Consider the following 18,111-nt stretch of genomic DNA (forward strand, 5'->3'; position numbering starts at 1 on the left):
TGCCTTGCCAGTTCAACGAATTCCTGTCTCAGGTTCATGGTGTTGCAAGCCTTCCATGGCATAGCGACCTCCGGCGAAGTTCGCCGAAAGTGTTAACCATGTCCCCGCACACCTGTTAACCATGTGTCCGATCTGAACAGCGAAGCAAAGAACAAGTACCTCGGCCGCCGGGCCGAGACCCGGCTCCCGTCGTTCAACCGAGCACGCCGCTCAAACCAGCGAACGTGCGCCCAGGTTTCGACAAGCTCAACCCACCGGCCGTGCCACCACCCCCCTGCGCCCCACCCACCACGCCTGCAGCGACCGCCCATACAAGATGAACCCCAGCGCCGCCCCGATCAACGGCAGCGCCGCAAACACCCACCCCGTCAACACCTCGCCCCCCAGCGCCACCCCCACCACCAACGCCACCGCCGGGTTCACAAACGAATAGCTTCCTGCCAGCGCAGGCGACGTGTTCTGCAGCAGCCACAGGTAGGCGTTGAGCGTGAGCAGCGTGCCAAACACCAGCAGATAGCCCCAGGCGGCCCAGGACTTGGCACTCACCTGTGCGAGGGACGAGACCGGCTCGAACCACGGCGCCACCAGCAGGCCCAGGGCGCCGCCCACCAGCCACTGCGCGGCCGAGGCCATGGCGGGTGCGGGCAGCGACAACTTGCGCGAGGCGTACGAGCCCACGCTCCACGCCAGCGGGGCGGCAAAGGCCAGCAGCGCCCCCAGCCAGGTGGCCGAGAAGTCGCCCTCCAGCGCCAGCAGCAGCGCCCCCGCCACGCCCAGCGCCAGGCCGATCCAGCTGGTGAAGGGCACACGTTCACCGCCCAGGCGCGACCACAGCGCGAGCCACATGGGCATGGTGGTCACCACCGTGGCCATCAGGCCCGAACCGATGCCCAGCTTCTGCGCGAAGCCCGTCAGGTTCATGGCCAGGAATACCATGCAGCCCCCCACCACGGCCGCGTTGCGCCACTGCCGGGCCGTGGGCAGTGCCTGCCCCTGCCACAGCGCGATGAGCAGCATGACGCCGCCCGCGCACAGGAAGCGCAGCGCATTCATCAGCAGCGGCGGCATGCTGGTGAGCGCGATGCCGATGGCGAAGTACGTGGTGCCCCACACCACATAGACCAGAGCCAAGGCCGCCGCCACGGCCCAGGGCGCGGGCGTGCGCGCTTGCGCATGGAAAATTGTCGGCATATTCTTCACTTCACCGAAAAATGAATGGAAACCGCGAGGTTTTCGAAATTCTTACCAAAGTCAGGCGACTATGCAAGCAAATATTCAGACAGATGACATGGACGCCAGAATTATTTCGGCACTCGGAGCGGACGGGCGGCGTTCATACGCCGATGTCGGGGCCGAGGTCGGGCTGTCCACCGCGGCTGTGCACGAACGGGTGAAGAAGCTGCTCGACAAGGGCGTGATCCGCCGCTTTTCCATCAGCGTGGACCCGGAGCGCGTGGGCCTGAACTTCACCGCGTTCGTGGCCATCCGCAACGATGGCGGCGTGCACTGCCGCGACGTGGCCCCACGCCTGCGGGCCATGCCGCAGGTGGAAGAGCTGCACAGCGTGGCGGGCGAATACGACTTCCTGGCCAAGATCCGCACCACCCATGCGCGCGGGCTGGAGGACGTGCTCTACCAGATCAAGGCGATTGCCGGCGTGGCGCGCACCACCAGCACCGTGGTGCTGAACACCGAGTTCGAGGACCGGCCGCTGGATCTGGGCTGGATGAATGCCGACAAGAACGACTGAACGCAGCGGCTGCGCGGCCCGCTTCGGCCGCGCCCGCACTGCCCGTTACGCCGGAGACAGCGGCGCCTCGACCGCCAGTGCGCGAACAGCGGACAGGTAGTGGGCCAGCGGCGGCGTGGCCAGCCCGGGCACCTTGGCATGGTCGTCGTAGCGGCGCAAACGAATAGCCTCCTGCGCAAAAGGCAGGCTCGCAAAACGCTCTGCCTCCGGCCCGGAAAACGCCCCGCCTTGCAGCACCAGGCTGTGCTGCGAAGCGGGCGACAAGGCCTCCCAGTAGCCGGGCTCCACCGTGCACAAATACCGCTTGGCATCCACGTGCAGGCGGATGGGCTCCAGCACCGCGTCGGGCAACAGGCTGCGCAAGAACGGCAGCGCCACGTATTGATGCAAATCGTCCTGCTCGTGCGTTCCGCCGCCCGGCGCCAGCAAGTGGCCCAGATCGTGCAGCAGGCACGCCGCCACGGTGGCGGGGCTCTCGCCCGCCTGCTCGGCCAGCTGCGCGCACTGCAGCGCGTGCTCCAGCTGGCTCACCGCCTCGCGGCCGTATTGGAGGGGGCCTTGGGTGACCAGCAGGTGCTCGATCTCTTGCAGGGTGAGTGCCATGGCGGGCCTCCGATCAGATCAGGACTTTGCGGATGCGGGCCGACACCAGGTCGATCGCGCTCACGGTGACGACGATGATGAGCATCACCGCACAGGTCTCGGCGTACTGGAAGCCGCGGATGATCTCCCACAGCACCACGCCAATGCCGCCGGCTCCCACCATGCCCACCACCGACGCGGACCGCACATTGGCCTCGAAGCGGTAGAGCGTGTAGGAGATCCACAGCGGCATCACCTGCGGGATCACGCCGTAGATGATCTCGTGCAGCGCACTCGCGCCGGTGGAGCGGATGCCCTCCACGGGCTGCGGGTCGATGGCTTCCACGGCTTCAGAGAACAGCTTGGCCAGCGTGCCCGAGGTATGGATCCACAGCGCCAGCACGCCGGCGAAAGGGCCCAGGCCCACGGCCACCACAAACAGCATGGCGAACACCATCTCGTTGATGGCGCGGCAGGCGTCCAGCACGCGGCGCACCGGCTGGTACACCCACCAGGGCACGATGTTGGACGACGCGAGCAAGGCCAGCGGCACGGCGGTGACCACCGCCAGGGCCGTGCCCCACAGCGCGATCTGCAGCGTGACGAGTATCTCCTGCACATAGATCTGCCACTGCGCAAAATTGGGCGGAAAGAACTCCGCCGCGTACCGCACCATGTTGCCCGAGTCGTTCCACAGATCGAGCGGGCGCATGTCGGCGCCCTTCCACGAGGCCGCCAGCAGCACCAGCAGGATGCCCCACGACAGGTACCAGGCCAGGCTGCGCTTGGGCGCCGCGGTGCTGGCCAGCGTGGCCAGCGAGGGATTCAAAGCAGAGGACATGGGGTCACCCGGGCCACGACATCCGACCGGCGGATTACTTGAGCGACGCCAGCTGCTGGTCGATCTCGGCCAGGCGGGTCTTCTTGTCGGCCTCGGCCAGGGTGGCATCGGCCTCGATCTTGTTGCGCTTGCCGAACAGGTCCAGCTGGCGGATGGGCGTGAGCTGGGCATTGGTGGAGGGCTTGAAGCCCGACAGCTTGGAGATCTTCATGACGATCTCCTTTTCACGCGCATCGGTCTTGGCGTAGTGGTAGAAGAAGTCGCGGATCTTGGTCTTGGTGGCCTCGGGCAGGTCCTTGCGCATGACCAGCGGGTCCAGCGGGATCAGGGGCGAGGTCCAGATGATCTTGATGTCCTTGAACTTCTCGGGCTGGCGCTCCTTGATCTTTTCCAGGTTCTCGCTGTTGTTGGTCGCCACGTCCACCTGCTTGTTGGCCACGGCCAGGGCGTTGGTCTCGTGGTTGGCGCTGCGCACCACCTTGAAGTGCGTCTTGGCGTCCACCTTGTTCTGCGCAAAGGCGTAGTAGCCGGGCACCAGGAAGCCCGAGGTGGAGTTGGGATCGCCATTGCCAAAGCTCAGCGACTTGCCATTCTTGAGCACGTCGTCCAGGCTGGCCAGGGGGCTGTCCTTGTGCACGATGAGGTGCGAGTAGTAGCCCTGCGTTCCGTCGGCATTCACCATCTGCGCAAAGACTTCGCCATTGGCGCGGTCCACGGCTTCCATGGCCGACTTGTTGCCCAGCCACGCCACCTGCATCTTGTTGAAGCGCATGGCTTCGATCAGGCCCGCGTAGTCCGACGCGAAGAAGGCGTTGATCTTCAGGCCCGTCTGCTTGGCCATGTCGTCCAGCAGCGGCTGCCAGTCGGCCTTGAGGTTTTGCGACGCCTCGGTCGAGATCATGCCGAAGTTGATGTCTTGGGCCAACGCGCCCGTGGTCAGGCCCACCCCGAGGGTCAGGGCGGCAAACAGTTTCTTGAACATGGGGAAAGCTCCAGAGAGGGAAGGGAAGAAAAAGGGAGGGAGAGGGGAAACGCCGATCAGGCGGCCCGCACCATGGCGGGCGACCACTGCGGCACGGACACCGGGGCTGCCGCCGGCACGGCGGGCGCAGCCGCGGCGTCGGGCAGGATCTCGTCGGCCTGCACGCCGTACAGGCTGCGCAGCAGCGCGGGTGTGAGGGCGGCCGAAGGGCCGTCGTACACCACCTGCCCCTGGTGCAGGGCCACCACGCGGGGGCAGTACTTGATGGCCACATCGACCTGGTGCAAGGACACGACCACGGTGCAGCGGTCTTCGCGGTTGATGCGCGCCAGGATCTCCATGACCTTGCGCGACGATTCGGGGTCCAGCGAGGCGATGGGCTCGTCGGCCAGCACCACCTTGGCACCCTGCACCAGGGTGCGCGCAATGGCCGCGCGCTGCTGCTGGCCGCCCGACAGGGTGGACGCGCGCTGCGCGTGGCACTCGGCAATGCCCACGCGGTGCAGGGCCTCCAGCGCCAAGGCCCGCTCCTGCGGCTTGAACATGCGCAGCCAGCCGCGCCACCAGGGCGTGCGGTGCAGCAGGCCCACCAGCACATTCATCAGCACGGGCAAGCGGTCCACCAGGTTGAACTGCTGGAACACAAAGCCCACCTGCGAGCGCACCTTGCGGATGTCGCCGTGGATGCGCCCGCCCTGCTGCACGCAGCGGCCATCGACCTCAATCAGCGAATTGCTGGACGCATCGGCCACGACCAGACCCGCCACATGGCGCAGCAGGGTGGACTTGCCCGAGCCCGAGGCGCCGATCAGTGCCACCATCTCGCCGCGCTGCAGGGTGAGGTTGATGTCGCGCAGGGCATGCTTGCCGTTGGCGAAATGCTTGTTCAGTTGGTGGATGTGCAGTGCGGCGGTCATGGCAGCCTCCTGGGGGGTTAAGTCGTCTAGACAACCGGAGTTTGGTTGCTGGGCGTGACAGCGCTTTGACAGTTGGGAGAAGTTTGGGTGTCAGGGTTGTGCAGGGCGCCTACAGCACCCGCTGCCCTTCACGCCACACGCCGCGCACGACAGCTTGGCGGCCGCCGCCAGGCAACTCGGCCATGTGCACCTGCACCAGGTCGGCGCGCAAGCCCGGCGCCAGCGCGCCCCGGTCCGCCATGCCCGCGGCCCGGGCCGGGTTGCAGGTGACGGTGGCCACGGCCTGGGGCAAGGGCAGGATGTCGTCCTGCACCAGCCGCATCACTGCGCTCAGCAGGCTGCCGGGCACGTAGTCGGACGAGAGGATGTCCAGAAGCCCCCGGCGCGCCAGATCGGCCGCGGCCACGTTGCCCGAATGCGAACCACCGCGCACCACGTTGGGCCCGCCCATCACGGTGAGCAGCCCGCGCTCGTGCGCGGCCTGGGCTGCGGCCAGCGTGGTGGGGAACTCCGACATTGCGGCCCCTTCGGCATGGGCCTGCTCCACATGCGCCACCGTGGTGTCGTCGTGGCTGGCCAGCGAGATGCCGTGCGTGCGGCAGTAGTCCACAAAATACGCACGGTGCGGCTCGGCGTATTGCGCTTGCAGCGTGGCGGCGTGCGACACCTGGCGCTCGAACTTCTCGGCGCTCCAGCCCTTCTTGCCGGTGTAGTAGGTGCGCGCCTGCTCGATGTTCTCCCACTGGCGCTGGCCCGGGGTGTGGTCCATCAGCGAGATCAGCGACAGGCGCGGGTGGCCGTGGAAGGGCTCGAACAGATCAATGGTGTTGGGCGCGGGCAGCTCGCAGCGCACATGCAGGTGGTGGTCGGCGCGCAGCAGGTTGCGCTCGGTGCAGGTGTCGAGGGTGTCGAGCACGCGGTTCCAGGCGCTGCCGCGCAGGCTGTCCGCGTCGGCCTCGCCCACGCCCAGCGCGTCCAGCACCGTCGTGATGCCCGCGGCCGCAATCTCGGCGTCGTGCGCCAGCAGTGCGGGCATCTCGGCCCATTGCACCTTGGGGCGCGGCATGAGGTGGCGCTCGAAGTTGTCAGTGTGGATTTCCACCAGGCCCGGCAGCAGGTAGTCGCCGCCCAGGTCAATGCCTTGCAGGGCCGCGGTGGCCCCGCTGTCCAGCGACGCAATGCACCCGCCCTCCACCTGCAGGCTGCCCTGCACCACTTCGCCCGGCAGCACCATGCGGGCATTCTTGAACACGGTCGCGGTCATGCCGATGCTCCCCGAAAATCACCCACGTTCACGCGGCGTGTGGCCACGGCGGCGCCCACCTGGGCGTCGTGAAAAATGCCCACCAGTGCCGCGCCGCGCGCCACGGCCTCGCGGATCATGGCAATCACCGTCTCGGTGTTGGCCGCATCCAGCGATGCGGTGGGCTCGTCCAGCAGCAGCAGCGGCTTGGGCTTGATCATGTTGCGGGCGATGTTGATGCGTTGCTGCTCTCCGCCCGAGAACGTGGCGGGCGGCAGGTGCCACAGCCGCTCGGGGATGCGCAGGCGGGTCAGCCACTGGCGGGCGGCCTCGCGTGCGGTCTCGATGCCCGCAGGGTCGTCGCCCGCGTCTTCGGCCAGCGGCTCGGCCACCACATCCAGCGCCGACACGCGCGGAATGACCCGCAGGAACTGGCTCACATAGCCCACGGTGTCGCGCCGCAGCTGCACCAGCGCACGCGGCGTGGCCTGCGTCACGTCCACCACCGTGCCATCGGCCGAGCGCACGGTGATGCGGCCGGCATTGGCCCGGTAGTTGGCGTAGATCATCTTGAGCAGCGTGCTCTTGCCCATGCCCGAGGGGCCGTCCAGCACCACGCATTCACCGGGCTGCACGGCCAGGTCCACCTGGGCGAGCACGGGCAGTTCGATGCCGTTCTGGTGGTGCAGGGTGAAGCGCTTGGCCACTCCTTGCATCTGGAGGATGGGCGCAATGGAAGGAGGTGGGTTCATGGCTGCAGTACCGAAGAAACGAGGAGCTGGGTGTAGGGGTGTTGCGGGTCGTCGAGCACCTGGTCGGTCAGGCCGGCTTCGACCACGCGGCCGCGCTGCATGACCACCATGCGGTGGGCCAGCAGGCGCGCCACGGCCAGGTCGTGCGTGACCACAATGGCCGCCAGCTGCATCTGCCGCGTGAGCTGGCGCAGCAGGTCCAGCAAGCGCGCCTGCACCGACACATCCAGGCCGGAGGTGGGCTCGTCCATGAACACCAGGCGCGGCTGGGTGACCAGGTTGCGCGCAATCTGCAGGCGCTGGCGCATGCCGCCCGAGAAGGTGCGCGGTGCATCGTCGATGCGCGCAGCGTCGATCTCCACGCGCTGCAGCCATTCCACCGCCGTGGCGCGCAAGCGGCCGTAGTGGCGCTCGCCCAAGCCCATGAGACGCTCTCCCACGTTAGCGCCGGCCGAGACCTCCATGCGCAGGCCGTCCGCCGCGTTCTGGTGCACAAAGCCCCAGTCGGTGCGGGCCAGCAGGCGCTGCTGCGCTTCGGTCATGGCGTACACGTCCTGCAGCTCGCCGCTGCGCTGGCGAAACTGCACCGTGCCTTCGTCCGGCGCGTTGCGCGCCGCGATGGCGTTGAGCAGCGTGGACTTGCCGGAGCCCGACTCGCCCACCACGGCCAGCACCTCGCCGGGCCACAGGTCAAAGGATGCGCCTTGCAGCGCCACGCGGTCGCCATAGCGCTTGCCGACGTTGCGCACGCTCAGCAGCGGCGCAGAGGGTTCAGGGTGGTTCATGGGAGGTTCTCGACAACAAAGCTCAGGCCGTGCTGTGCAAAGCCCAGGGATTCATAGAAGGCATGCGCGCCCTTGCGGCGGGCGTTGGACGAGAGCGCGAGCTTGTAGCAGCCCGCGTCGCGCGCCTGCTGCATGGCGTGAGCCATCATCTGGCGGCCAATGCCACGGCCCTGCTGGCCCTGGGCCACCACCACGTCCTCGACGATGGCCGAGGGCGCGCCCCGGTGCGCCAGGTTGTGCATGACCAGCAGCGCATAGGTGCCCACCACGGCGTCGTGCTGTGCGGAGTCGCAGGCCACCCACAGGCGGTAACTGGGGTAGCGGGCGAACTGGGCCCACACGGCCTGGGCTTCTTCCATCGTCAACAGGTCGGCAGCGCTGTCTTCAATGGCGGCGTACAGCGCCAGCACGCTCTCCAGGTCGGCCTGCCGGGCCTCGCGGATGTGCACCGTGCTCATGCGGCACCGCCTTGCACCTGCGCCGTTTCGGCCTGCTGCGCCTGGCGTTCCTGGCAGTAGTCCGAGTCGGAACAGACGTGCATGCGGCCGCCCTGGTCGTCGGTGATGACCTCGTCCAGAAAGCTGTCGGTGGCGCCGCACAGCGCGCAGGCAGCGTCCCAGCGCTGCACCTCGAACGGGTGGTCTTCAAAACCCAGGCTCTCCACCGGCGTGTAGGGCGGCACGGCGTAGATGCGCTTTTCGCGGCCTGCGCCAAACAGCTGCAGCGCGGGGTTCATGTGCATCTTGGGGTTGTCGAACTTGGGGATGGGCGACGGCGCCATCACGTACCGGCCGTTGACCAGCACGGGGTAGTCGTAGGTGGTGGCGATGTGGCCGTAGCGCGCGATGTCTTCGTAGAGCTTGACGTGCATGAGCCCGTACTCGGCCAGGCCGTGCAGCGTGCGCGTTTCGGTCTCACGTGGCTCCAGGCGCTGCATGGGCTCGGGCACCGGCACCTGGTAGACGATGACCTGGCCTTCGGCCAGCGGCGTCTCGGGGATGCGGTGGCGCGTCTGGATCAGCGTGGCCTCCCGCGTGCGGGTGGTGGTGGCCACGGCGGTGGTGCGCTCGAAGAAGCGGCGGATGTTGACGGCGTTGACCGTATCGTCCGAGCCCTGGTCGATCACCTTGAGGCAGTCCTCTGGGCCGATGATGGACGCAGTGACCTGGATGCCCCCCGTGCCCCAGCCGTAGGGCAGGGGCATTTCGCGCGAGCCAAAGGGCACCTGGTATCCGGGGATGGCGACGGCCTTGAGGATGGCGCGGCGGATCATGCGCTTGGTGCGCTCGTCCAGGTAGGCGAAGTTGAAGTGGCCGTCCACCGGCGCAGCGTCGGCAGGCAGGCCCATCACGGCGGGTTCCATGGGCGCGTTCATGCGGCGTCCTCCTCGGCGGGGGTGGTGGGGTGGGCGGCGGCGGCGCGCATCTTGCGCACCAGCTCCAGCTCGGACTGGAAGTCCACGTAGTGCGGCAGCTTCAAGTGCTGCACGAAGCCCGAGGCCTCCAGGCTGTCGCTGTGGCCCAGCACGAACTCCTGCATCTGCGCGGGGGACTCGACGGGCTCGCCCAGCTCATCGGCGCGCAGCGCGCGGTCCACCAGGCTCATGGCCATGGCCTTGCGCTCGCTGTGACCAAACGCCAGGCCGTAGCCGCGCGTGAACTGCGGCGGCTGGCTCTTGCTGCCGGCAAACTGGTTCACCATCTCGCACTCGGTGATCTCGATGTCGCCGATGTCGATGGCAAAGCCCAGCTCTTCCGGCACGATCTCCACCGCCACCGTGCCCAGGCGCACCTCGCCCACGAAGGGGTGCGAGTGCGAATAGCCGCGCTGCGTGGAATACGCCATGGCGAGCAGGAAGCCCTCGTCGCCGCGCGCCAGGTTCTGCAGGCGCGTGGCCCGGTTGGCAGGGAAGCGCAGCGGCTCGCGGGTCAGGTCCGTGGGCGCGGGGTCGCCCGGGGGCACGGGCCGGGTTTCGATCAGGCCTTCCTGGTTGAGCAGGTCCACCACGCGCGGCGTGGGGCCGGGTGGCACAGGGTCTGCCGCAGCGGCAGGCGGCGTCACCGGGCCTTCGGCCAGCAGCTTGAAGTCCAGCAGGCGCTGCGTGTAGTCGTAGGTGGGGCCCAGCACCTGGCCACCGGGCAGGTCCTTGAAGGTGGCGGAGATGCGCCGGTCCAGCCCCATGCAACGGGTGTCCAGCGGGCGGGTGGTGCCCAGGCGCGGCAGCGTGGCGCGGTAGGCGCGCAGCAAAAAGATGGCTTCCACCAAGTCGCCCGCCGCCTGCTTGATGGCGAGGGCGGCGAGTTCGGGGTCGTACACCGAGCCCTCGGTCATCACCCGGTCCACGGCCAGCTTGAGCTGCTGGCGGATCTGCGCCACCGAGAGTTCGGGCTGCGACGCATCGCCACGGCGCTGGCGGGCCAGCAGCTGGTAGCTGTTGAGAATGGCGGCTTCTCCGCCCTTGACGGCTACGTACATGCTCAGGCCTCCTGAAGGGCAGCGGCGCTGCGCGCCGCCCGCGTGGTGCGGGGCAGGCCCACGATGTGGCCTGGGGTGGCCAGCAGCAGATCCACACCGCGTGGAAACGCCACGTGGTTGGCGGCCCACCGGGCCTCGAAGTCGTCGGGCAGGCCCTCGACCTGCAAGACAGCGACCTCCTGGATTCCGGGGCCGCGCAAGTGCCATGCACCGCTGGCGTCCGCCGTGGTGGCTTTTGCATGCGACACGTCGACCACACAGGTCGCCGACTGGTCGGGGTAGATATCGGTGCCCTGGGCCAGGCTGCCCAGCGCTGGCCATTCGTCGCCCTGCGCCAGCCACACAAAGCGGGCCTGCGCCGCCTCGCTCACCAGGGCGCAGCCCGTGTGAAAGCGCAGCCAGGCACCCGCATCACTGGCCGCCAGGCGCGGCGAGAGCCACAGCGTGCAATCACTGTCGAGCAGCGCCAGCAGCACGGCGGCCGAGGCGGCGTGCCCCACGGCGGGAGTCTGCGCATCGTGGGCTACCGGCACCGTGCGGCCGGGGTGCGACAGCGCCTGCAGCACGGCGCGGAACACCGCCTGGCTGCCAAAGGCTTCGTTGGAGAATCCGGCACCCAGGGATGCCAACGTGGTCATCGGGGCCATCGGGGTCGTGCTCATTCGGTGTCCTCGTCGTTGTCGGCACCACTCTCGCGCGCCACGGTAAAGAAGTCCACCTTGGTGCTGGCGGCCCGCGCTTGGCGCTCGGCCTGGGCGTTGCGCAAGTGGTTGCGGATGGGTTCGAGCAGTTGTGCGTCCAGCACAGGTTGTTGTGCGGGGTCTTGCAGCAGGGCATCAGCCAGCGCGGCCAGCTGCACCTGGCGGTGCGAACGGCCCAGCACATACGCCACACCCACGGTGGCTTCGGCGGCGTCCGGTGCATCGGCCACGCGCAGCGCGCAGCGGGTGACGGTGACCTCGCCCAGGTTGAAGCGCTCGCCCGTTCCCCCCGCGCGGCCCTGCACCATCATCAGGCCGGTCTCGGGCGCACGCAGCCAGCGCGCGGGGCGCGTGGCATGCTCGTGCAAGGCAGATTCGAGCAGCCCCAGCGGCGCCCGGGCCAGCAGCGCCATCCACTGCGCGCGGCCCAGGGGGCGGTCCGGCCCCGGGTTGTCAAAGGCTTGAAACATGGAAGTGGTACCCTGAAAGTTGTATAGACAAATTGAACAACTGACGCCAGCTTAAAGAGCGCGCATGTAGGTTTCATGACAGCCAACACACTTGCTTCCCGCCCCCTTCCACACACCGCGCCGCCACTGCGCCCGGCACGCGACAGCTTCTGGACGCGCATTGCGGCCGAGCTGGCCGAGGCCATCGGCAGCGGCGTCTACCCGCCCGGCCAGCGCCTGCCCTCGGAGCACGCGCTGGCCGAGCAGTTCGGCGTGAACCGGCATACCATCCGCCGCTCGCTCGCCAGCCTGTGCAGCCAGGGGCTGGTGCGCATCACGCAGGGCAGCGGCACCTATGTCGAGGACTTTGCGGTGGACCTGGTGCTGGGCAAGCGCACGCGCCACCAGCAGGGCCTGGCGCAGGCCGGTCTGCGCGGCAGCCTGGTGGTGCTGCAGGCCCAGACCACGCGCGCCACGGCGGCGCTGGCCCAGGCGCTGCAGGTGCCCACGCGCAGCCCGCTGCTGGCGCTGCGCGTGCGCGGCGATGCCGAAGGCCAGCCGCTGCACGTGAGCGAGCGCTACTTTCCCCTGCCCCGTTTCGAGCGCCTGGCTGACGTGGTGCGCGAGACGGGGTCCATCACCGCCGGCTTTGCCGCCCACGGCGTGGCCGACTACACCCGCCGCGAAAGCCGCATCACCGCCGAGCTGCCCACGGCGGACGTGGCGCAGCAGCTGCGCCAGCCCGCGGCGCGGCCCGTGCTGCAGGTGGAAAGCCTGAACGTGGACACCCGCGGCACCCCCATCGAATGGGCCCGCGCCTGGTTCGCGGGCGACCGCGTGAAACTCACCATCGACCACCATGCCGACTGAACCCAGCACTGCGCCCCGTACCGCACCCACCGCCGCCCACCGCTACGCGGTGTACTACGCGCCCCACCCCGGCACCCTCGGCTGGCTGGCCGGCAGCCACTGGCTGGGCCGCTGCGCCGCCCAGCTGCAACCCTTGCCGCAGCTGGACATCCACGGCGTGGCCGCGGCCGACCTGCAGCGCCTGACCGCCGCACCGCGCCGCTATGGCTGGCATGCCACGCTGAAGGCCCCGTTTGCGCTGGCGCCCGGCGCCGACTGGCTTACGCTGCACCACGCGGTGCAGCAGGTGGCGCGCAGCCTGCGCCCCTTTGCGATGCCACCGCTGGAGGTGCAGCGCATCGACGACTTCCTGGCCCTGGTGCCTGCACAGCACCACCCTGCCAATGCGGCGATCCAGGAAGCCGCCGCCACCTGCGTGACGGCGCTGCAGCCCCTGGCCGCGCCCCTGTCGGACGCCGACCTCGGGCGCCGGCGCGCGGCCGGGCTCACGCCCCGGCAAGACGCGCTGTTGCAACACTGGGGCTACCCGTTCGTGCTGGAGGAGTTCCGGTTTCACCTGTCGCTCACCGGGCCACTCAGCCTGGTGGACGAGGCCACGCAGGCGCTGGTGCTGGACGCCGCGCAGCAGTTCTTTGCCGACCTGCCGCCCCTGAAATTCAACAGCCTCGCGATCTTTGCCGAGCCCACGCCAGGCGCGGACTTTGTGCTGCTGGACCACCTGGAGATGGGCGCATGACCGCGGGCCGGCTGGTCTATTGCATGGGCCCCTCCGGTGCGGGCAAGGACAGCCTGCTGGACTGGCTGCGCGCACACCTGCCCGCGCCCAGCCCCGTGCACTGGGCGCAGCGCACCATCAGCCGTGCCGCTACGCCCGGCGGCGAAGCGCATGAGAGCGTGTCGCCCGAGGCGTTCGCGGCGCTGCGGCAGGCCGAGGCGTTTGCGCTGCACTGGCAGGCCAACGGCCTGGGCTACGGCATCCGGCCTGCACAGCTGGCGCCGCTGGCGCAGGGGCGCTGGGTGCTGCTCAACGGCTCGCGCGCCTACCTGCCCGAGGCCCTGCAGCAGTTTCCCGACCTGGTGGCCGTGCACATCACCGCCAGCCCGCAGGTGCTGCGCGCGCGGCTGCTGTCGCGGGGCCGCGAGACGCCTGAACAAGTGGAGGCGCGGGTGCAGCGCGCGCTGGCCTACACCCCGCCCCCGGGTGCGGCCAGCCTGGAGGTGCACAACGATGGCGCGCTGGGCGATGCGGGCGAGCGGTTGCTGAGCGCGCTGGAAAATTTGCCAGGCTGGCCCCAGCGCAATGGCAAACTTTGGCCCGTCGCCACCGAACTTTCCAGCACGCCATGACCACGATCACGATCACGATCTATCACAACCCCAAGTGCGGCACGTCCCGCAACACGCTCGCCATGATCCGCAACAGCGGTGTGGAGCCCCAGGTCATCGAATACCTCAAGACCCCGCCCGACCGTGCCACGCTGGTGGCGCTGATTGCCGCCACGGGCGAGCCGGTAATCAACGCCGTGCGGACCAAGGAAGCGCTCTTCACCGAGCTACAGCTGGGCGCCCCGGGCGTGACCGACGAGCAGCTCATCGATGCGATGCTGCAGCACCCGATCCTCATCAACCGCCCCATCGTGGCCACACCCCTGGGCACGCGGCTGTGCCGCCCGTCCGAGAAGGTGCTGGACATCCTGCCCGCGCCGCAGCAAGGCGCCTTCACCAAAGAGGATGGCGAAGTCGTCGTCAACGCGCAGGGCCAGCGTGTCTGACGCCACGTCGCACCGCACGCCATGAGCGCCGCGTCCCAGCGGTGGACCGTGGCGCGCCTGGGCACGGCCCAGACGCTGGCCTGGGCGTCGTCCTACTACCTGCCTGCCATGCTGGCCGTGCCCATGGCACGCGACCTGGGGGTGGCCGCACCGACGGTGTTCGCGGCGTTCTCGGCGGCGCTCATCGTGTCGGCCCTGCTGGGCCCGGTGGCGGGCCGCGCCATCGACCGCCATGGCGGGCGGCCGGTGCTGGTGGGCACCAACCTGTTGTTTGCGGTGGCTCTGGCGGGCATGGCCCTGGCGCAAGGCCCGGTGGGCCTGTTTGCCGCGTGGATGCTGATGGGCGTGGCCATGGGGTCGGGCCTGTACGAAGCGGCATTTGCCGCGCTGGTGCGGCTGTACGGCCAGGGCGCGCGCGGTGCCATCACCGGCATCACGCTGATCGCGGGGTTTGCCAGCACCGAGGGCTGGCCCTTGTCGGCCTGGATGGAGGCGCAGTGGGGCTGGCGCGGCGCGTGCGCGGGCTGGGCCGCGCTGCACCTGCTGGCGGGCGTGCCGCTCAATGGCTGGCTGCCGCGCGCCAACGTTGCCGAAAAAGCGCACCCGGCTTCGGCGGAGGAACCCGCAGCGCCGGCCACGGAACCGGCCGCATCCGTATCCGCCGCACCCGCTTCCGCCCACCCGCTGCGCACCACCGTGCTGCTGTCGTTCGTGTTCGCCGTCACCTGGTTCACCAGCACCGCCATGGCCGCGCATTTGCCGCGCCTGCTGCAGGCCAGTGGCACCTCGCTGCAGGCGGCCGTGGCCCTGGCCGCCCTGGTGGGCCCGGCGCAGGTGGCGGCGCGGCTGCTGGAGTTTGGATTGCTGCGCCGCCTGCACCCGCTGCTGTCGGCCCAGCTGGCCGCCGCCGCCCACCCGCTGGGCGCTGCGCTGCTGATGGCGCTGGGCGGGCCTGCGGCGGCGGTGTTCACGCTGCTGCACGGCGCGGGCAACGGCATCCTGACCATTGCCAAGGGCACGCTGCCGCTGGTGCTGTTCGGCCCCGCGGGCTACGGCGCGCGCCAGGGCCTGATGATGGTGCCGGCGCGCGTGGCCCAGGCCTTTGCGCCGGTGCTGTTCGGCATGTTGCTCGACGCTGTGGGCGCGGCCGCCCTGTGGTCCACCGCGCTACTGGGCGTGGCGGCGCTGGGGGCTTTGTGGCTGCTGCGGCCGGTGGCGCGGCAGGGGTGATCGCTTCGGCCGCGCCTCGCTCACCCCAGGCCCACCAACACCAGCCACCAAGCCGCCCATTCGGCCGCCCACCCCGCGCGCTTCGCTGCCCGGGCGGTCTTTCGATCGGTTGGAAACAGCTCGCAGCGCGGCCACAGCGCCAGGTTGCCTACCATGGCGACCAGCACGGCCGCCGCGGCGACGGGCCAGGAGGCAAGCACCACGGCCAGCGTGCATCCCACGATCAGCGTCATCCCGGTGAACACGCCAATGCCGCTGGATGTGCTGGCCAGCACATGCGACAGCCCGCCGCAATAGCTGCATTGCGCCGGGTATTCGCGCGTGGACCAGCGCAGCGCGACGTGGGTGACGCCGGGCTTCTAGCAATGGGGGCAGAGGTGTTTCATCAACGCAGGGGCGAATGAGGTATTCGCCATGACATCAGAACGGCACCGCGCCTGTCAAGGAACCCCAAAGGCGGCGCGGGCTTGCAGCGCCGCGTCGCGCGCATGGCAGCCCTCCAGGTGGTCGTTGACCAGCCCCATGGCCTGCATGAAGGCGTACACCGTGGTGGGGCCGACAAAGCTCCAGCCCCGTTTCTTGAGGTCTTTGGACATCGCGACGGACGCCGCGGACGTGGACAGCGTGCGCGCCACCTCGCGGGTGATGCGTTCGGGCCGGTCGGCCACGGCGGGCTCGTAGCGCCACACGTAATGCGCCAGCGAACCGAATTCGCGCCGCAGCTCCAGCACGCGCTTCGCGTTGTTGATGGTGGACTCGATCTTGCCCCGGTGGCGCACGATGCCCGCGTCCTGCACCAGGCGCTCCACGTCGGCCGCACCGAAGGCGGCCACCTGCTCGGCATCAAAGTGGGCAAACGCGGCGCGAAAGCCTTCGCGCTTGTTCAGGATGGTGAGCCAGCTCAGGCCGGACTGGAAACCTTCAAGGCAGATCTTCTCGAACAGCCGCCGGTCGTCCGCCACCGGAAAGCCCCACTCATGGTCGTGGTAATGGCGGTACAAGGGCGTGGCCTGGCACCAGGTGCATCGCGGGCAGCCCGCCTCGTCGGCGAACAGGCCCGCAGGCAATGCTTCCAGGGAAACCGGCCGTTCAGCGAGGGGTTCGGAGGTCATGCGTTGCATTCTAGGAGCCACGTTGGCCAGGCTGCTGACAGCCCGTCGGCACCCGCGGCGCGCTGCCCATAAACTGCCTGGATGCGCGCGCTTTCCCTTCCTCTGCGGGCCTTGCCGGCCCTTCTGTTGTGCCTTGCGCTGGCGGGGTGCGCCAGCACGACCGCCTCGCTGGGCTACTACTGGCAGTCGCTGCGCGGCCACGTGCAGCTGATGCAGGCGGCCGAGCCCATCGACCAATGGGTGGCGCGGCCCGACATTTCCCCCGCGCTGCGCGAACGGCTGCAGCTGGCACAGCGAGCCCGCGCATTCGCCATTGCCGAGCTGGGCCTGCCCGACAACGCCAGCTACCGCCGCTATGCGGACCTGAAGCGCACGGCGGCCGTGTGGAATGTGGTGGCAGCCCCGCCGTATGCGCTGACGCTGCATACCTGGTGCTTCCCGGTGACGGGCTGCATTGGCTACCGGGGCTACTTTGCCGAGGCCGACGCCCAGGCCGAGGCCGCCGAGCTGGCGGCACAAGGCCTTGAGGTGGAGGTGTACGGCGTGCCGGCGTACTCCACGCTGGGGTACATGAACTGGGCCGGCGGCGACCCGCTGCTGTCCACCTTCATCGGCTGGCCCGAGGGCGACTTCGTGCGGCTGCTGTTCCACGAGCTGGCGCACCAGGTGGCCTATGCCAAGGACGACACGCTGTTCAACGAATCGTTTGCCACGGCCGTCGAACGCATCGGCGTGGCGCGCTGGCTCCAGGCGCACGCCACCCCGGCAGTGCGCGCGGCCTACGCCACCAGCGAGGCGCGGCGCAGCGCGTTCCGCGCCCTCACGCGCGCCACCCGCGGGCGGCTGGCGCAGATTTATGAAGAAAATAAGGCTCCAGCGCTTACTGAGCAAGCGCTGACAGCTATGAAAAGTGAAGCAATGCAGCGCTTTCACAGCGACTACGCCGCGCTGCGCGCGCAGTGGCTGGCGCCGCAGGACGGCGGCCCGCCGCCGGCCACCACGGCCCAGGTGGCGGGGTACGACCGCTGGGTGGCGCGGGCCAACAATGCCAGCTTTGCCGCCCAGGCGGCCTACGACGAGCAGGTGCCGGCCTTCCTGGCCCTGTTCGAGCGCGAGGGCCGCGACTTCGCCCGGTTTTATGATGCCGTGCGGCAGCTGGCCCGGCAGCCGCGCGAAGCGCGCCACGAGGCCCTGCGCTTGCTGCAGTCCCCTGGCACCACGACTACCACCATCACCATCCCCAGCCCCAAGGAGAGCCCCGGTGTCTGACATCCATATCCATCGCGAACACCACCTGGGCCTGCCCGCGGCCCGCAAGATCGCTTTCGCATGGGCCGAGAAGGCCGAGGCAAAGTTCGACATGGAATGCGTGTACGAAGAAGGCGACACCGAAGACCTGCTCACCTTCAGCCGCTCGGGCGTCAAGGGCACGCTGCGGGTGGATGCGCGCCAGTTCGAGATGAAGGCCCAGCTCGGCTTCCTGTTCAGCGCGTTCAAGGACCGCATCGAATCCGAGATCGGCGAGCAGTTGGACGCACTGCTGAGCCCTGCCGCCAGCGCCAAGGCCGCCGCCAAAAAACCCGCGGCCCGCAGCGCGCCCGCCAAGGCCGCCCCGCCCGCCAAGCCCCGCAAGGCCTGAACCGGCGGTTC

At 69.1% G+C, this 18,111-nt stretch carries 23 protein-coding genes; 8 read left to right on the top strand and 15 right to left on the bottom strand.

Annotated features, from left to right (window positions below; genetic code table 11):
• Positions 1–246: 246 nt before the first annotated feature.
• Positions 247–1,191: an EamA family transporter gene (locus LWW96_RS15510; RefSeq protein ID WP_291488532.1), complete on the bottom strand. Its 945-nt coding sequence runs from the start codon at positions 1,189–1,191 to the stop codon at positions 247–249.
• A 97-nt stretch (positions 1,192–1,288) separates the two neighbouring features.
• Here LWW96_RS15510 and LWW96_RS15515 point away from each other — a divergent pair, with 97 nt between their 5' ends.
• A complete protein-coding gene (locus tag LWW96_RS15515) occupies positions 1,289–1,750 on the top strand; it encodes an Lrp/AsnC family transcriptional regulator (protein WP_291488534.1) in 462 nt (153 codons plus the stop codon).
• A gap of 45 nt (positions 1,751–1,795) precedes the next feature.
• Here LWW96_RS15515 and LWW96_RS15520 read toward each other — a convergent pair whose 3' ends face one another.
• From LWW96_RS15520 to phnG, 12 genes are all read right to left on the bottom strand, one after another.
• Positions 1,796–2,353, bottom strand: a complete 558-nt coding sequence (locus LWW96_RS15520) for a phosphonate degradation HD-domain oxygenase (RefSeq protein WP_291488536.1) — start codon at positions 2,351–2,353, stop codon at positions 1,796–1,798.
• A 13-nt stretch (positions 2,354–2,366) separates the two neighbouring features.
• The gene (gene phnE, locus LWW96_RS15525) at positions 2,367–3,173 is read right to left on the bottom strand and encodes a phosphonate ABC transporter, permease protein PhnE (RefSeq protein ID WP_291488538.1); all 807 of its coding nucleotides are present in this window, start codon (positions 3,171–3,173) and stop codon (positions 2,367–2,369) included.
• Between the two features lie 34 nt (positions 3,174–3,207).
• Positions 3,208–4,155, bottom strand: coding sequence for a phosphonate ABC transporter substrate-binding protein (gene phnD, locus LWW96_RS15530; protein ID WP_291488540.1), 948 nt, complete (start codon positions 4,153–4,155; stop codon positions 3,208–3,210).
• A 56-nt stretch (positions 4,156–4,211) separates the two neighbouring features.
• Complete coding sequence (phnC, locus tag LWW96_RS15535; RefSeq protein WP_291488542.1) at positions 4,212–5,072, bottom strand: phosphonate ABC transporter ATP-binding protein; 861 nt, start codon at positions 5,070–5,072, stop codon at positions 4,212–4,214.
• A 109-nt stretch (positions 5,073–5,181) separates the two neighbouring features.
• On the bottom strand, positions 5,182–6,336 hold the full coding sequence (locus LWW96_RS15540) for an alpha-D-ribose 1-methylphosphonate 5-triphosphate diphosphatase (RefSeq protein ID WP_291488544.1): 1,155 nt from the start codon (positions 6,334–6,336) through the stop codon (positions 5,182–5,184).
• Positions 6,333–7,067: a phosphonate C-P lyase system protein PhnL gene (gene phnL / locus LWW96_RS15545; protein WP_291488545.1), complete on the bottom strand. Its 735-nt coding sequence runs from the start codon at positions 7,065–7,067 to the stop codon at positions 6,333–6,335. Before phnL ends, LWW96_RS15540 begins: the two co-directional genes overlap by 4 nt.
• Positions 7,064–7,852 (bottom strand): phosphonate C-P lyase system protein PhnK, encoded by a 789-nt coding sequence (gene phnK / locus LWW96_RS15550; protein ID WP_291488547.1) that lies wholly within the window; start codon positions 7,850–7,852, stop codon positions 7,064–7,066. Before phnK ends, phnL begins: the two co-directional genes overlap by 4 nt.
• A complete protein-coding gene (locus LWW96_RS15555; RefSeq protein WP_291488549.1) occupies positions 7,849–8,310 on the bottom strand; it encodes a GNAT family N-acetyltransferase in 462 nt (153 codons plus the stop codon). Before LWW96_RS15555 ends, phnK begins: the two co-directional genes overlap by 4 nt.
• Complete coding sequence (locus LWW96_RS15560; protein ID WP_291488551.1) at positions 8,307–9,227, bottom strand: alpha-D-ribose 1-methylphosphonate 5-phosphate C-P-lyase PhnJ; 921 nt, start codon at positions 9,225–9,227, stop codon at positions 8,307–8,309. The genes LWW96_RS15555 and LWW96_RS15560 overlap by 4 nt, the downstream gene beginning before the upstream one ends.
• The gene (locus LWW96_RS15565; RefSeq protein ID WP_291488553.1) at positions 9,224–10,327 is read right to left on the bottom strand and encodes a carbon-phosphorus lyase complex subunit PhnI; all 1,104 of its coding nucleotides are present in this window, start codon (positions 10,325–10,327) and stop codon (positions 9,224–9,226) included. The genes LWW96_RS15560 and LWW96_RS15565 overlap by 4 nt, the downstream gene beginning before the upstream one ends.
• A gap of 2 nt (positions 10,328–10,329) precedes the next feature.
• On the bottom strand, positions 10,330–10,989 hold the full coding sequence (phnH, locus tag LWW96_RS15570; protein ID WP_291488555.1) for a phosphonate C-P lyase system protein PhnH: 660 nt from the start codon (positions 10,987–10,989) through the stop codon (positions 10,330–10,332).
• Positions 10,986–11,498 (bottom strand): phosphonate C-P lyase system protein PhnG, encoded by a 513-nt coding sequence (phnG, locus tag LWW96_RS15575; RefSeq protein WP_291488556.1) that lies wholly within the window; start codon positions 11,496–11,498, stop codon positions 10,986–10,988. The genes phnH and phnG overlap by 4 nt, the downstream gene beginning before the upstream one ends.
• Before the next feature lie 75 nt (positions 11,499–11,573).
• Here phnG and phnF point away from each other — a divergent pair, with 75 nt between their 5' ends.
• The 5 genes from phnF to LWW96_RS15600 are packed head-to-tail and all read left to right on the top strand — an operon-like array spanning position 11,574 to position 15,349.
• Positions 11,574–12,347, top strand: coding sequence for a phosphonate metabolism transcriptional regulator PhnF (phnF, locus tag LWW96_RS15580; RefSeq protein WP_291488558.1), 774 nt, complete (start codon positions 11,574–11,576; stop codon positions 12,345–12,347).
• A complete protein-coding gene (locus LWW96_RS15585) occupies positions 12,337–13,083 on the top strand; it encodes a DUF1045 domain-containing protein (protein WP_291488560.1) in 747 nt (248 codons plus the stop codon). Before phnF ends, LWW96_RS15585 begins: the two co-directional genes overlap by 11 nt.
• A complete protein-coding gene (gene phnN, locus LWW96_RS15590; protein WP_291488562.1) occupies positions 13,080–13,694 on the top strand; it encodes a phosphonate metabolism protein/1,5-bisphosphokinase (PRPP-forming) PhnN in 615 nt (204 codons plus the stop codon). Before LWW96_RS15585 ends, phnN begins: the two co-directional genes overlap by 4 nt.
• Positions 13,691–14,119: an arsenate reductase (glutaredoxin) gene (arsC, locus tag LWW96_RS15595; RefSeq protein ID WP_291488564.1), complete on the top strand. Its 429-nt coding sequence runs from the start codon at positions 13,691–13,693 to the stop codon at positions 14,117–14,119. The genes phnN and arsC overlap by 4 nt, the downstream gene beginning before the upstream one ends.
• Positions 14,120–14,140: 21 nt before the next feature.
• The gene (locus tag LWW96_RS15600) at positions 14,141–15,349 is read left to right on the top strand and encodes an MFS transporter (protein ID WP_291488566.1); all 1,209 of its coding nucleotides are present in this window, start codon (positions 14,141–14,143) and stop codon (positions 15,347–15,349) included.
• A 20-nt stretch (positions 15,350–15,369) separates the two neighbouring features.
• Here the strand turns inward: LWW96_RS15600 and LWW96_RS15605 are convergent, their stop codons facing one another.
• Both LWW96_RS15605 and LWW96_RS15610 read right to left on the bottom strand, forming a co-directional pair.
• Entirely contained in the window at positions 15,370–15,624 is a 255-nt protein-coding gene (locus LWW96_RS15605) for a hypothetical protein (protein ID WP_291488568.1), read from the bottom strand.
• A 165-nt stretch (positions 15,625–15,789) separates the two neighbouring features.
• The gene (locus LWW96_RS15610; RefSeq protein WP_291488571.1) at positions 15,790–16,461 is read right to left on the bottom strand and encodes a DNA-3-methyladenine glycosylase I; all 672 of its coding nucleotides are present in this window, start codon (positions 16,459–16,461) and stop codon (positions 15,790–15,792) included.
• 81 nt (positions 16,462–16,542) lie between these two features.
• Here LWW96_RS15610 and LWW96_RS15615 point away from each other — a divergent pair, with 81 nt between their 5' ends.
• Complete coding sequence (locus tag LWW96_RS15615; RefSeq protein WP_291488573.1) at positions 16,543–17,730, top strand: aminopeptidase; 1,188 nt, start codon at positions 16,543–16,545, stop codon at positions 17,728–17,730.
• A complete protein-coding gene (locus LWW96_RS15620; protein WP_291488575.1) occupies positions 17,723–18,100 on the top strand; it encodes a polyhydroxyalkanoic acid system family protein in 378 nt (125 codons plus the stop codon). The genes LWW96_RS15615 and LWW96_RS15620 overlap by 8 nt, the downstream gene beginning before the upstream one ends.
• Positions 18,101–18,111 lie beyond the last annotated feature (11 nt).

Source organism: Acidovorax sp., from assembly GCF_021287135.1.
GTDB lineage: Bacteria > Pseudomonadota > Gammaproteobacteria > Burkholderiales > Burkholderiaceae_C > Acidovorax.

Bases quoted from the DNA above. Each gene is read 5' to 3' on its own strand.
- phnK (WP_291488547.1), bottom strand. From the start codon at position 7,852: ATGAACCACCCTGAACCCTCTGCGCCGCTGCTGAGCGTGCGCAACGTC.
- LWW96_RS15520 (WP_291488536.1), bottom strand. From the start codon at position 2,353: ATGGCACTCACCCTGCAAGAGATCGAGCACCTGCTGGTCACCCAAGGC.
- phnN (WP_291488562.1), top strand. From the start codon at position 13,080: ATGACCGCGGGCCGGCTGGTCTATTGCATGGGCCCCTCCGGTGCGGGC.
- LWW96_RS15615 (WP_291488573.1), top strand. From the start codon at position 16,543: ATGCGCGCGCTTTCCCTTCCTCTGCGGGCCTTGCCGGCCCTTCTGTTG.
- phnC (WP_291488542.1), bottom strand. From the start codon at position 5,072: ATGACCGCCGCACTGCACATCCACCAACTGAACAAGCATTTCGCCAAC.
- phnL (WP_291488545.1), bottom strand. From the start codon at position 7,067: ATGAACCCACCTCCTTCCATTGCGCCCATCCTCCAGATGCAAGGAGTG.
- phnH (WP_291488555.1), bottom strand. From the start codon at position 10,989: ATGAGCACGACCCCGATGGCCCCGATGACCACGTTGGCATCCCTGGGT.
- LWW96_RS15555 (WP_291488549.1), bottom strand. From the start codon at position 8,310: ATGAGCACGGTGCACATCCGCGAGGCCCGGCAGGCCGACCTGGAGAGC.
- LWW96_RS15515 (WP_291488534.1), top strand. From the start codon at position 1,289: ATGGACGCCAGAATTATTTCGGCACTCGGAGCGGACGGGCGGCGTTCA.
- LWW96_RS15565 (WP_291488553.1), bottom strand. From the start codon at position 10,327: ATGTACGTAGCCGTCAAGGGCGGAGAAGCCGCCATTCTCAACAGCTAC.
- arsC (WP_291488564.1), top strand. From the start codon at position 13,691: ATGACCACGATCACGATCACGATCTATCACAACCCCAAGTGCGGCACG.
- LWW96_RS15600 (WP_291488566.1), top strand. From the start codon at position 14,141: ATGAGCGCCGCGTCCCAGCGGTGGACCGTGGCGCGCCTGGGCACGGCC.
- phnE (WP_291488538.1), bottom strand. From the start codon at position 3,173: ATGTCCTCTGCTTTGAATCCCTCGCTGGCCACGCTGGCCAGCACCGCG.
- phnD (WP_291488540.1), bottom strand. From the start codon at position 4,155: ATGTTCAAGAAACTGTTTGCCGCCCTGACCCTCGGGGTGGGCCTGACC.
- LWW96_RS15585 (WP_291488560.1), top strand. From the start codon at position 12,337: ATGCCGACTGAACCCAGCACTGCGCCCCGTACCGCACCCACCGCCGCC.
- LWW96_RS15540 (WP_291488544.1), bottom strand. From the start codon at position 6,336: ATGACCGCGACCGTGTTCAAGAATGCCCGCATGGTGCTGCCGGGCGAA.
- LWW96_RS15610 (WP_291488571.1), bottom strand. From the start codon at position 16,461: ATGACCTCCGAACCCCTCGCTGAACGGCCGGTTTCCCTGGAAGCATTG.
- phnG (WP_291488556.1), bottom strand. From the start codon at position 11,498: ATGTTTCAAGCCTTTGACAACCCGGGGCCGGACCGCCCCCTGGGCCGC.
- phnF (WP_291488558.1), top strand. From the start codon at position 11,574: ATGACAGCCAACACACTTGCTTCCCGCCCCCTTCCACACACCGCGCCG.
- LWW96_RS15510 (WP_291488532.1), bottom strand. From the start codon at position 1,191: ATGCCGACAATTTTCCATGCGCAAGCGCGCACGCCCGCGCCCTGGGCC.
- LWW96_RS15560 (WP_291488551.1), bottom strand. From the start codon at position 9,227: ATGAACGCGCCCATGGAACCCGCCGTGATGGGCCTGCCTGCCGACGCT.